We start from the raw sequence: 12371 nt of genomic DNA on the forward strand, positions 1-12371 counted from the left end.
CGGCGATTAATCTTCAAGCAGTGCGAGCCTATAGTTTCCTCACTGCCAGCAACACTGGCAATCACCCAGGAGAAACTCAAATGAAGCCGCTGCACCTCGCCCTCGTTGCCCTTTCGCTCACCGCCGCTGTCGCACACGCACAGCCTGCGCCGGCCGAGCACGACGCGCAACAGCAGGCGAACCGCGCCGAAGCCGTACAGGCTGCAGGCCGCGTCGATCGTGCGCAATCGAAGCAGGACGACCCGAACGCATGCGTCGGCCCGGTCAGCTTCTGCAACGTCTACTTCGGCAGTTGAGCATGACGCCGCGTCGTCACGGCCAGGCCCGCCGCTCGCGCAGCGCATGCGCGAACGCACGGCGAGCCGGCCGATCGTCGCTCCCGCAACACCGCTCGCCACGCCGCTTCGATTGAAGCGGCGCATGCCGTTTCAGGCGCCGCGCCCCGGCCGCCAGCCCACTTCGCGCAACGCATCCAGCAAGCGCGCATGCCCCAGCCCTTCGACGCGCACACCGCGCGACTCGACGTCGCCGCCCGCCACCAGCGCATTCACGATCGCCTCTTCCACCGCTTCCGCCGCCGCGACGAACAGCGCGGAGATATGGTCGTTGTTCACCATCCGCACGCCGGTCGTCGGCGCGCCCTTGCTGCCGTAGTTCGCGGCCGGCAGCCCGTCGTTGCCCGTTGCGAACGCAACGAAGATGTCGCCGCTCGAATCCTCGGTGCCGCCGCCCACGCGCGCGAGCCCGACGCTCGCGCGCTGCGCGACGCGCGTGCACTGATGCGGCAGCAACGGTGCGTCGGTCGCGATCGTGACGACGATCGAGCCCATGCCGGCCTCGCCTTTCGCTTCTGCTGCGCGGAACGGCGAATGCACGTGCCGCAGCACGTCGCCGACCGGATAGCCGGCCACGCGCAGCATGTCGCGCACGCCGTAGTTCGCCTGCACGAGCGCGCCGACGGTCCAGCCGCCTGCGTCGGCCGCGGTCACGCGCGACGCGGTGCCGATGCCGCCCTTGAACTCGTGGCAGATCATGCCGGTGCCGCCGCCCACGCCGCCTTCGGCGACCGGCCCCGACTGCGCGGCGGCCAGCGCGCGCTGCACGTGCGCGGCGCTCACGTGCTGCCCCCAGATGTCGTTCAGCAGACCGTCGTAGGTTTCCATCACGACCGGCATGCACCAGTACACGCGGCCGGCCGCCGCTTCGCGCTCGTTCGCGATCAGTGCATCGCGCACCGCGCCGACGCTGTGCGTGTTCGTATAGGCGATCGGCGTCGTCAGCAGGCCGGCTTCGCGGATCCATTCGAGGCCCGTGGCGTCGCCGTTGCCGTTCAGCACGTGCACGCCCGCGAAGCACGGCGCATCGTGCGCGGCGCCCGCGCGCGGCTCGATGACGGTGACGCCGGTGCGGATCGACGCGTCGCCGTTCTCGACGTTCAGCGTGCAATGACCGACCCGCACGCCCGGTACGTCCGTGATCGCGTTGAAGCGGCCCGGCGTGCCGAGTCCGATGCGGATGCCGAGATCCCTCGTGCGCATGATGCAGCTCCTCCAGTGTTTCAATGGTTCGATGTTTCGGTGTGGCAAGGTTTCGCCACGGCGTTCAGAGCGAGCGGAACGCCTCGCTGTGGCGCGCCCAGACGCCGTACATCACCAGCGCAGCCACCAGCAGCCCGCCGATGATGAACAGGTCGGTCGACTTCGTCGCCGTCGCCAGCGTCGTGTAGAGCGTGTACGCGGCGCCCGCCACCGCGACGAGCGGCGTCACGGGCCACAGTGGCATCCGGTAGTGATGTTCGACGTCGCGGCGCACGTACCGGCTCGCAAGCGCGGCCAGCCCGACGACGAGGTAGATCAGCAGCAGCAGGTCGACCGTGAATGCCGTCAACTCGTCGAGGCTCGACACGAACACCAGCCCGGCCGATGGCACCGCCAGCGCGAGCGTCGCGAGCCACGGCGATTCGAAGCGCGGATGGATCGTCGAGAACGCGCGGTTGCAGGTGCGCGACCAGAGCGCGTGGCGGCCGCTGCTGTAGAGCAGGCGCCCCATCGTGATCACGATCGCGATGATCGCGTTGAACACCGACAGGAAGATCCCGCCGCTGACGATGCGCGACACCACCGGATTGCTCAGCGAGCGCACGACGTAGCCGATCGGGTCGGCACTCTTCGTCAGCTCCGTCAGCGATGGCGCGCCGAGCACGATCGCCGTGAGCGGAACGAGTTCGACGACGAGGATCACGAGCAGCGAATAGATCACCGCCTTCGCGACGTTGCGGTTGCCGCCGCGCAGGTCTTCCGCGAGGTACGCGGCGGAGCCGAAGCCGTTGTAGCAGAAGATCGCCGTACCGATCGCCGGCACGATCGCCGCGAGCGTGGCGGGCACCAGCGCAGTGCCGCTCACGACGACCGGCGCGACGAGCACGTCCGCGCCGCGATGCGGGGAGCCGAAGCCGAGCCCCGCGATCAGCATCAGCACGCCGATCTCGACGACGAGGAACGCGCCGGTGATCCACGCGTTCGTCTTGATGTTCAGCATCCCGAGCACGTAGCTGAGCAGCACGATCGTCAATGCGACCGACTGGTTGCTGAAGTGCGTGCCGAGCGCGTTGTTCAGGTACGGCGCGGCGCCGCTCGCGAGCACGGCCGGAATGAACACGCTGACGGACAGCACCGTGATGAAGGTCAGGTAGCCGGGCAGGGTGCCGAACACGCGCTTGGCCATCACGTACTCGCCGCCCGCGCTGCGGTGCGCGGCGCTCAGTTCGGCATAGCAGAGCGCGAACGCGAGCGCGAGCACGCCGCCGAGCACGAACGACAGCACCGCGCCGCTGCCCGCCTGCTGGATCGCGAACGGCGCGATCACGAAGATCGAGCTGGCGGGCGTCACGCCCGATACGGTGATCATCACTGCGTCGCGCACGCTGAGCGTCTGCGACAACGCGCGCGGCGCGTCTTGCGTGGCAGGCGTCGCTTGCAGCGTGCCCGTCGATTCCGACATCATCGCCATTTCGTTCTCCTGTAGCTTCTATCCTGCTTTTTTTTGAACGCCCATACTCGGGCCCGGTTGATTGCGTGGCAGTCTAGGAAGCCAAATTCACGACCGCTATTCCCCCTTCGTGTTACGCCCTCCGGTGGTGGTATGGATCGTCTCTTCTCCGAAATCGCGATGCACCAGGCGCTCGGCCGCGCAATCGATCATCTCGGCCAGCCGCGCTTCTGGCGTTTCCTGGTGCTGCTGCTCAACGAAATGGTGCCGTTCGACAACGCGCTCGCGACCGCCATTGGCCGCGACGGCGTGCCGCTCGTGCTCGACGAATACGACGCGGGCGGCGCCGACAGCGCGTCGCCGGTGCCGCTTTACCTCAATGGGTTATATCTGCTCGACCCGTTCCTGCAGGCCGCGCACGACGGGCTCGCCGACGGCTGCTATCGGCTCGAGGAAGTCGCGCCCGACCTGTTCCGGCACAGCGAATATTTCCTGAGCTATTTCCGCGATGCGGTCGGCGACGACGAGATCCAGATCCTGCTGCGGCCGAACCCCGACATGCTGCTGTCGCTGTCGCTCGGTGCATCGACGCGCTTCGACGTCGAGCCGCTCGGCAAACTGACGGCCGCGATGCCGTGGGTGCTCGCGGCGATCCGGCAACACTGGCGGCTGGTGGGTGACGCCGCGCGCGCAACGCCCGACGCCGACCTCGGCGCGCGCGTCGAACAGGCGCTCGCGCGCTTCGGCGCCGGTCTGCTGACCGATCGCGAGATGTCGATCGCACGGATGGTGCTGCGCGGCAATTCGTCGAAGGCGATCGCGGAGCGGCTCGCGATTTCACCGGAGACGGTGAAGGTGCATCGGCGGCATCTGTACGCGAAGCTCGGGATCTCGTCGCAGCCGGAGCTGTTTTCGCGGTTCATTCAGGCGCTGGGGGAAGATGCACCCGGATGAGCGCATCGATCAGGACGGATGGCAACGGACGCGGAATCCGGCACGATTCGTGAGTCGCGTCGACGCGCGGTCATCCGGGGAAGCGGTCACGCATGTTCCGTCGACAACAGTGTCCTCGGCACGCGAGCGCCGCGCCATGCGTCCCGCCCGGTGGTCGAGCGGGGCGTGGTCATGCGCAGCGTCCTGCTACTTCCACTTCGCGCCGAGTTGCGCGAGCCCGGCGTTCCGGAGGTCGTCCGGCAGCATAGCCACACGAAACTCGCAGTCTGCATTCAACATCAGGAACCACGGCTCCGCGAGCGCCGGGATCTGCGACGGATCATCCAGATTGACGATCACGACGGCGCCGCGCGCGCCGCTCTGCTCGGTGAAATACACGGCCTCCGGCTTCGCCGCGTCGAGTATTCGCGAGATCACGTCGCCGACGCTGCCGTCGCGCACCAGCGTGTTGAACGGCTCGTGAGGGATTCGTATGTTGAGAAGCATGCGCATGATCATCCTCCTGGGGCTCTGCCCGGCCTGGGCCCTTCAAGCATAGGTGCTGCGCGATGCCGCGCCAGCGGCGCCGAAATCCGTTGCCGGCACGCATTCACATTCCGACGATTCGACGCCACCGCATCGCGTGAACAGCGTTCGGCCACCTGCACCGCACGCGTGTTCTTCGCTGCACGGGGAAAACAGGACGCCGGGCAACAGCTCGACTGGGCCACGCTCGCGCTGGACGAGGGGTTCGCCGACCAGGCGCACCCGAGCCGCGCGACGCGGCGCATCACGGGCTTCTCGCCGACCGAGTTCGTACGACGCTTCGCCGAAGACGAATCGTTCCGGATGTACCGCTTCTGGATGTGTCGGGCGGCTGCCCGCCCCGCATCAAGCACCCGATCGACCACCCGATTCGATGAACCCGCCGGCGGGCGCCGGGTGCGGCACGTACCAGCCGAAATACACCTCGGCCTCGACGATCAGGCCATCGCGCACGCGCAATCGCTCGGCATTGCGGAATCGCTTGCCGGCGGTCGTGACGGCTTCGTACACGACGAACACGTATTCGCCGTGCACGGCGACGTCGACGAACTCGAAACCGGCGAGCATCGCGCTGTTCGGCCAGCACCGCGCGAGATACGCATCGCGGCCGAGCCCGTTGTCGAGCGGGCTCGTGAAATGGAAGTCCGGCGCGATCAGCGCTTCGATCGCGTCGCGGTCCTTGTCGACATACGCGCGATAGCTGGCGCGCGCGACTTCACCGGGGTCGTCAGGCATCGTCGTTACCTCCGCGAAGGGTCGGCGTGCGCGCAACGGCCGCGCACCCTCGACGCATCGATGAAACGAATACGGGCGGCGTGAACGACCGCGACCGATTCCGCGTTCGCAGATATGCGCGCACGCGCGACGCGAGACCATTCACGGAAACCCGCACGCGTCGCCCAGCAACAGTCGCTACGGTCGGCCTGTGCCGCGGTTGCCCGTTTCCATACGCGCGGGCAGGCTGTCTGCCAGCCTCCCGGCCCGCGCTCGTTAACTTCGGCGGCTGTGGATAGCCCGGATCCGCATGGCGCCATCCGCCACATCGGTCAGCGAAGCAATCCGCATGCCGGCCCTTCGCCACCCACCTCACCTCGCCCGTGTCGCTACGCGCATCAGAACGCTCGTCGCGATCGCCCGATACCTGACCTTCGCGCGCGCTGGCGAAGCGATCGGCCTCACGCAGTCGGCCGGGAGCCTGCAGATCCAGGCTCGAAAGGGAATACAACGTGCAGCTGTTCGACGGGTCGCGCCGCCAGCCGGTGCTGACCGAAGCCGGCAACATCCTCGTCGCACCGGGCCTCGGACGCACGTCGAATGCGGTCACCGGACTGTCAAGCCCATGTCGTGCGTCAGACATACGCGGCGCCGATGCGCCCCCGTTCTTCTCGCAGCCCCGCCAAAAACCGCCTATGGTGAAAGAAGCGCGCCCGTTTTGCCGCCATTCGACTCCGCGTCGCTCGCACCGGCGGCCACGGCGCAGCGTTCCGGCACCATTCCCCGCCAGTGCGCGCACGCCCGGCCATGCGCGCGACGGCGCCGCCCACCGGACTACAAGGAGGTACCCATGAAAGCCGCGCTGCTCGTCAGTTCCGCCCTGCTCGCCCTCGCATCCGTTTCGGCCTCGGCCCAAGGTTCGATCACGAAGGAAGAAAACGGCGCGCTCGTCGCCGCGAACGGGATGACCGTCTACACGTTCGACAAGGACAAGCCCAACGGCGGCACCAGCGCCTGTTCGGGCCAATGCGAAACCCTATGGCCGCCATACAAGGCCAGTGCGACCGACGTTCCGGTCGGGCCCTACACGATCGTCAAGCGCGACGACGGCAGCCCGCAATGGGCGTACAAGGGCAAGCCGCTATATTTCTTCTCGAAGGACATGAAACAGGGCGACCGCAACGGCGACAACTTCAGGAACGTGTGGCACGTGGTCGCGCCGTAAGCGTTCTCTCCGCGCGTTCCGCGACGGCGCAACCGCCGCACACGTAAAAGGGCCCGCCCCGATCGAACACCGGGGCGGGCCTGTGCGTCTTCACGCCGGCTACGCGGCGGCGCCCGCTCGCGGGCGGGCGATGCGCGCAGCCGCGGCGCGCGTCCGCAATTTCAGCGGTTCGACGGGAAGCTGAACACCGTGCCTTCGCGCACGCCGGCCGACGGCCAGCGCTGCGTGATCGTCTTGCGCTTCGTGTAGAAACGCACCGCATCCGGGCCGTAGGCGTGCAGGTCGCCGAACAGCGAGCGCTTCCAGCCGCCGAACGAGTGGTACGCGACCGGCACCGGCAGCGGCACGTTGATGCCGACCATGCCGATCTGGATGTTGTCGCTGAAGTAGCGCGCGGCTTCGCCGTCGCGCGTGAACAGGCACGTGCCGTTGCCGTATTCGTGCGCGTCGATCAGCGCCATCGCGTCGTCGAGCGACTTCAGGCGGATCACGCCGAGCACCGGCCCGAAGATCTCGTGCTGATAGATCGGCATGCCGGGTTTCACGTCGTCGAACAGGCACGGGCCGAGGTAATAGCCGCCGTCGTGGCCGTCGACCTTCACGCCGCGGCCGTCGACGACGAGCGTCGCGCCCGCCGCCACGCCCGCTTCGACGAAGCCGGTCACCTTCTCGAAATGCTGCTGCGTGACGAGCGGCCCCATGTCGACGCCCGCGCCGCTGCCGGGGCCGACCTTCATCTTCTCGATCTCGGCCTTCAGCCCCGCGACCACCTTGTCGCCCGTCTCGTCGCCGATCGCGACGACGAGCGGAATCGCCATGCAGCGCTCGCCGCACGAGCCGTACGCGGCGCCCATCAGCGCGTTCACCGCGTTGCCGATGTCGGCATCCGGCATCACGACCGCGAAGTTCTTCGCGCCGCCGAGCGCCTGCACGCGCTTGCCGTGCGCGCAGCCGGTCGAGTAGATGTATTCGGCGATCGGCGTCGAGCCGACGAAACTCACCGCCTTCACGCGCGGGTCGGTCAGGATCGTGTCGACCGCTTCCTTGTCGCCGTTCACGACGTTCAGCACGCCCGGCGGCAGGCCGGCTTCGAGCGCGAGCTCGGCCATGCGCAGCGTCGACGACGGCGTACGCTCGGAGGGCTTCAGCACGAACGTGTTGCCGCACGCGACGGCCATCGGCCACATCCACAGCGGCACCATCACCGGGAAGTTGAACGGCGTGATGCCGGCGGCGACGCCGAGCGCCTGGAATTCGCTCCACGAATCGATCGCGGGGCCGACGTTCTTGCTGTGCTCGCCTTTCAGCAGCTCGGGCACGTAGGTCGCGTATTCGACGTTCTCGATCCCGCGCTGCAGTTCGCCCATCGCGTCGGCAAGCACCTTGCCGTGCTCGGCCGTGATCAACGCGCACAGTTCTTCCGCGTGCTCCTCGAGCAGCGTCTTGAAGCGGCTCATCACGCGGGCGCGCTTCAGCGGCGGCGTGTTGCGCCATGCGGGGAACGCAGCCTGCGCGGACGCGATCGCGGCTTCGACGGTCAGCTTGTCGGCGAGCGCGACGCTCTTGTGCGATTCGCCGGTGGCCGGGTCGAACACCGGCTGGACCCGGCTGCCGCCGTCGACGCGCTTGCCGTCGATCAGGTGGCCGACGGTGGAAGTCACATTGCTGTCGTGTTTCATGTTTCTGGCTCTTTCGTGAATTCGGTTATCGCTGGGAACGAGCGCGGGCTCAGTCCACTTCGTTCAGCGCGTCGGACAGCGCGTTGACCAGGTTGTCGATCTCGCGCTTCTCCGCGATGAACGGCGGCGCGAGCTGGATCGTGTCGCCGCCGTAGCGCACGTAGAAGCCCTTCGCCCAGCAGCGCATCGCGATCTCGTACGGGCGCCGTGCCGGCTCACCCGGCAGCGCGGCGATCGTCAGGCCGGCCGCCAGCCCGTAGTTGCGGATGTCCGCGATATGGCGCTGGCCCTTCAGCCCGTGCACGGCTGCCTCGAAATGCGGCGCCAGATCACGGACGCGGTTCACCGCATCTTCCTTCACGAGCAGGTCGAGCGCCGCGACGCCGGCCGCACAGGCAACCGGGTGCGCCGAGTACGTGTAGCCGTGCGGGAACTCGAGCATGTACTCGGGGCCGCCAGCGGCCATGAACGTGTCGTAGATTTCCTTCGTCGCGATCACGCCGCCGAGCGGCTGCGCGCCGTTCGTCACCTGTTTCGCGAAGTTCATGATGTCCGGCACCACGCCGAACGCGTCGGCGCCCGTCATCGCGCCGGCCCGGCCGAAGCCAGTGATGACTTCGTCGAAAATCAGCAGGATGTCGTGCGCGGTACAGATGTCGCGCAGGCGCTTCAAATAGCCCTTCGGCGGGATGACGACGCCGGCCGAGCCGGAGAACGGCTCGACGATCACGGCCGCGATGTTCGATGCGTCGTGCAGCGTGATCAGGTCGAGCAGACGATCGGCCAGGTCGGCGCCGTTCTCGGGCATCCCGCGCGAGAACTTGTTTTCCGCGAGTTGCGTGTGCGGCAGGAAATCGGCGTCGAGACCCTGGCCGAACAGCTTGCGGTTCGCGCCGATCCCGCCGACCGAGATGCCGCCGAAGTTCACGCCGTGATAGCCCTTCTCGCGGCCGATCAGGCGCGTCTTCGTGCCCTTGCCCTTCGCGCGCCAGTACGCACGGGCCATCTTCAGCGACGTGTCGGCCGCTTCCGAGCCCGAGCCGGTGAAGAACACGTAGTCGAGGCCGGCCGGCGTCAGCTCCTTGATCTTGTTCGCCAGCTCGAACGACTTCGGATGACCGAACTGGAATGCCGGCGCGTAGTCGAGCTGCGCGACCTGGCGGCTCACGGCCTCCGTGATTTCGGCGCGGCCGTGGCCGAGACCCGTGCACCACAGGCCCGACAGGCCGTCGAAGATCTTGCGGCCTTCGCCGTCCGTGTAATACGCGTCCTTCGCCGACACGATCATGCGCGGGTCCGACTTGAACTGGCGGTTCGCCGTGAACGGCATCCAGTGGGCGTCGAGCCACGCGGCGTCGGTGCGGAGATTCGTCTCTTCGTGCTGGTTGGCGATGGTCGTGTCGGTCATGTCGGTCGGCGCGGCGCGCCCCTCCTCCTTGTGTTGATGTTGCGCATTGTCGGCACGCCAATTAGTCTTTTGAATATCGCAATATCAATGTTCACTTGCACAATTATGCAAGCAAAGAAACCGAAGAGTCGCGCGCTGCTCGGGCAGCTCAGCGACATGGATCTGCGGCTGCTGCGGGTCTTCAAGGGCGTCGTGCAGTGCGGCGGGATGGCGGCCGCCGAACTCGAGCTGAATATCGGCATTTCGACGATCAGCCGGCATGTGAAGGATCTGGAAACGCGCCTCGGCCTCGTGCTGTGCCGGCGCGGCCGCGCGGGCTTCACGCTGACGGCCGAAGGCCAGACCGTGTACGAGGAAACGCTGCGACTGCTCGCGTCGATGGAGGCATTTCGCAGCAGGATCGACGGGATTCACGACAAGATGGGCGGAGAAATTCACATCGCCGTATTCGACAAGACGGCCACCAACGCGAACGCGCGGCTCGGCGACGCGATCCGCCAGTTTGCCGACGAAGCGCCCGACGTCGCGCTGAACCTGCATGTCGCGTCGATCAACGAAGTCGAGCGCGGGATCATCGACGGCAGCTATCAGGTCGGGATCATTCCGGCTCACCGCAGCTCGGGCAGCCTCGTGTATTCGGAATTGTTCGACGAGCGGATGCTGTTGTACTGCGGCCGCCAGCATCCGCTCTTCGACGCGCCGCACGGCAAGCTCACGTGGACGACGATCCGCAGCCACGCGTTCGCCGGGCTCGGGTTCCATTCGCCGAACATGGAGCTGAGCCATCGCGCGAAGCTCACCCGGAGCGCGACCGCGTCGGACCAGGAGTCGATCGCGACGCTGATACTGTCCGGCCGCTATCTCGGGTTCCTGCCCGATCACTACGCGGAGAGTTTCGAAAACAAGGGGCTGATGCAGCCGATCGCGCCGCACCGGTTCAATTACCGGTGCCGGTTCGTGAGCCTGCTGCGGCGCTCGCCGCGACCGTCGCGGGCCGCGTTGCTGTTCCAGTCGTGCCTCGAAGCCGCGCATGCGGCGGGGCAGCCGGTGGCATAGCGGCGGCTTCGGCTTCCGGTTCAGCTTCCGGCTTCGGTTCGGCTTCGGTTCGGCTTCGGTTCGGCTTCGGTTCGGCTTCGGTTCGGCTTCGGTTCGGCTTCGGTTCGGCTTCGGTTCGGCTTGGGCTTCGGCTTGGACTTCGGTTCGGCTTAGGTTCGGCTTCGGCTTGGGTTCGGCTTCCGGTTCAGCTCCCCGCTTCGGCTCCGGTTCGGCTTCGTTCAGCCCCCATCGCCTCCCGGGCGCAGCTGCCCGCGCTTGCGCATGACGAAGTGGGTCGCGACGAGCGCCGCGGCAAAGCCGGACGCCGCGCCGACGCCGAGCGCCCAACGCGGGCCGAGATGGTTCGCGACCCAGCCGGCCACCGGCGCGCCGATCGGCGTGCCGCCCAGCGCGACCGCGAGGCGCAGCGCCATCACGCGGCCGCGCATCGCCGGCTCGGTGGACAGTTGCATCAGGCTGTTTGTGGAATTCATGAAGGTGATCGCGGCGATCCCGGTCAGCACGAGCGCGGCGGCGAACGACCAGTAGCCGGGCGCCAGCGCCGCGAACGTGCAGCCGAGCCCGAACAGCGTCGCGCCGATCCACAGGTGACGGAACCGCGGCTGCTCGCGGCGCGCGGCGAGCAGCGCGCCCGAGATCGTGCCGACCGCCATCATCGACGACAGGAAGCCGAACCCGCGCGCATCGACGTGAAACACGCTGGCAGCCATCGTCGAAATGAACAGCTGGAAATTGAGCCCGAACGTGCCGATCAGGAACAGCATCACGAGGATCGCCATCAGGTCCGGCCGATGCCATACATAGCGAAACCCGTCCAGCAAACTACCGCGCGAGCGGCCTGCCCGCACGTTCGCGCGCAGTTCGTCTTCCCGAAGCCGCGACAGCGACGCCAGCACCGCGAAGAAGCTGAGCCCGTTGGCAAGGAACGCCCAGCCGGTGCCGACCGATGCGATCAGGAAGCCCGCCGCCGCCGGGCCGACCATCCGCGCGGCGTTGAACGACGTCGAGTTGAGCGCGACCGCGTTCGCGAGCTCGCGGTCGCCGACCAGCTCGGCGACGAAGGTCTGCCGCACCGGTGCGTCGAACGCCGACGCGCAGCCGAACAGGAATGCGAACACGTACACGTGCTCGAGCCGCACCGCGCCCGTAACCGTCAGCACGCCGAGCACGAGCGCCAGCGCACCCATCAGCGCCTGCGTAGCCATCAGCAGCTTGCGCTGGTCGAAGCGGTCGGCCGCGTAGCCGGTCCACGGCAACAGCAGCAGTTGCGGGCCGAACTGCAGCGCCATCACGGTGCCGACCGCCGATGCATCGTGATGCGTGAGCTGCGTGAGGACGAGCCAGTCCTGCGCGGTGCGCTGGATCCACGTGCCGATGTTCGACACGAGCGACCCGATCGCCCACACGCGATAGTTGAAGCTGCGCAGCGAGCGGAACACGCCCGCGGCCGGCACGCTCATGGCCGCTCCCGGTCGGGCGCGTTGCCGCTGTGCAGTTCGCCGAAATGCCGCGCGAGAAACAAGCCCAGCACGAGGATGCCGAGACCGAGCGCCACCGCGTCGGCCGTGCGCTTCAGGTCGAAATCGCCGACGCGGCACACGAGCGCATAAGCGATCGCGAGGTTCACGACGCCCCACACCACGTTCACGGCCGACGACGACAACCCGCGCCCGGGCGGACTCGCGAACGGCGTCTGGAACGGTTCGCCGCGCAGCCCGCTGACGAGATGCGGCACGGCGTTCGCGAGAAACGCGCCGCCGAAGAAGTACGACACGAGATGCAGGAGGTTCATGTGCGGGGTGCCCTTGCCTCAGGCGGATCG

Annotated in this window: 12 protein-coding genes and 1 pseudogene; 5 read left to right on the forward strand and 8 right to left on the reverse strand. The window is 67.5% G+C overall.

Annotated elements, in window-relative coordinates; translation table 11 throughout:
• Positions 1-80 precede the first annotated feature (80 nt).
• On the forward strand, positions 81-296 hold the full coding sequence (locus O1Q03_RS02335) for a hypothetical protein (protein ID WP_269501460.1): 216 nt from the start codon (positions 81-83) through the stop codon (positions 294-296).
• A gap of 132 nt (positions 297-428) precedes the next feature.
• Here the strand turns inward: O1Q03_RS02335 and O1Q03_RS02340 are convergent, their stop codons facing one another.
• Together O1Q03_RS02340 and O1Q03_RS02345 are read right to left on the reverse strand one after the other, a co-directional pair.
• On the reverse strand, positions 429-1538 hold the full coding sequence (locus O1Q03_RS02340) for a P1 family peptidase (protein WP_269501461.1): 1110 nt from the start codon (positions 1536-1538) through the stop codon (positions 429-431).
• A gap of 64 nt (positions 1539-1602) precedes the next feature.
• The gene (locus O1Q03_RS02345; protein WP_269501463.1) at positions 1603-3009 is read right to left on the reverse strand and encodes an APC family permease; all 1407 of its coding nucleotides are present in this window, start codon (positions 3007-3009) and stop codon (positions 1603-1605) included.
• Positions 3010-3141: 132 nt separating this feature from the next.
• Here O1Q03_RS02345 and O1Q03_RS02350 point away from each other — a divergent pair, with 132 nt between their 5' ends.
• Positions 3142-3942, forward strand: a complete 801-nt coding sequence (locus O1Q03_RS02350) for a helix-turn-helix transcriptional regulator (protein WP_269501464.1) — start codon at positions 3142-3144, stop codon at positions 3940-3942.
• A 186-nt stretch (positions 3943-4128) separates the two neighbouring features.
• On the opposite strand, the gene O1Q03_RS02355 is transcribed toward O1Q03_RS02350, so the two are convergent.
• Together O1Q03_RS02355 and O1Q03_RS02365 are read right to left on the reverse strand one after the other, a co-directional pair.
• Entirely contained in the window at positions 4129-4434 is a 306-nt protein-coding gene (locus tag O1Q03_RS02355) for a panthothenate synthetase (RefSeq protein ID WP_269501465.1), read from the reverse strand.
• Between the two features lie 378 nt (positions 4435-4812).
• Entirely contained in the window at positions 4813-5202 is a 390-nt protein-coding gene (locus O1Q03_RS02365; protein ID WP_269501467.1) for a nuclear transport factor 2 family protein, read from the reverse strand.
• Between the two features lie 362 nt (positions 5203-5564).
• Here O1Q03_RS02365 and O1Q03_RS40080 point away from each other — a divergent pair.
• Positions 5565-5759: pseudogene (locus O1Q03_RS40080) on the forward strand (LysR family transcriptional regulator); the annotation flags it as partial.
• 272 nt (positions 5760-6031) lie between these two features.
• A complete protein-coding gene (locus O1Q03_RS02370) occupies positions 6032-6406 on the forward strand; it encodes a COG4315 family predicted lipoprotein (protein ID WP_269501470.1) in 375 nt (124 codons plus the stop codon).
• A gap of 161 nt (positions 6407-6567) precedes the next feature.
• Here O1Q03_RS02370 and O1Q03_RS02375 read toward each other — a convergent pair whose 3' ends face one another.
• Both O1Q03_RS02375 and O1Q03_RS02380 read right to left on the reverse strand, forming a co-directional pair.
• Complete coding sequence (locus O1Q03_RS02375; protein WP_269501471.1) at positions 6568-8085, reverse strand: CoA-acylating methylmalonate-semialdehyde dehydrogenase; 1518 nt, start codon at positions 8083-8085, stop codon at positions 6568-6570.
• Positions 8086-8134: 49 nt separating this feature from the next.
• A complete protein-coding gene (locus tag O1Q03_RS02380) occupies positions 8135-9493 on the reverse strand; it encodes an aspartate aminotransferase family protein (protein ID WP_269501472.1) in 1359 nt (452 codons plus the stop codon).
• 105 nt (positions 9494-9598) lie between these two features.
• Between O1Q03_RS02380 and O1Q03_RS02385 the strand changes: the two genes are divergently transcribed.
• Entirely contained in the window at positions 9599-10549 is a 951-nt protein-coding gene (locus O1Q03_RS02385; RefSeq protein ID WP_269501473.1) for a LysR family transcriptional regulator, read from the forward strand.
• A gap of 218 nt (positions 10550-10767) precedes the next feature.
• Here the strand turns inward: O1Q03_RS02385 and O1Q03_RS02390 are convergent, their stop codons facing one another.
• A complete protein-coding gene (locus tag O1Q03_RS02390; protein ID WP_269501474.1) occupies positions 10768-12009 on the reverse strand; it encodes an MFS transporter in 1242 nt (413 codons plus the stop codon).
• Positions 12006-12341 carry a hypothetical protein gene (locus O1Q03_RS02395; RefSeq protein WP_269501475.1) on the reverse strand — a complete coding sequence of 112 codons (336 nt, stop codon included), beginning with the start codon at positions 12339-12341 and terminating at the stop codon, positions 12006-12008. Before O1Q03_RS02395 ends, O1Q03_RS02390 begins: the two co-directional genes overlap by 4 nt.
• Positions 12342-12371: the final 30 nt, after the last annotated feature.

Origin of the sequence: Burkholderia sp. IMCC1007 (assembly GCF_027257875.1) — a bacterium.
Classification (GTDB): Bacteria; Pseudomonadota; Gammaproteobacteria; order Burkholderiales; family Burkholderiaceae; genus Burkholderia.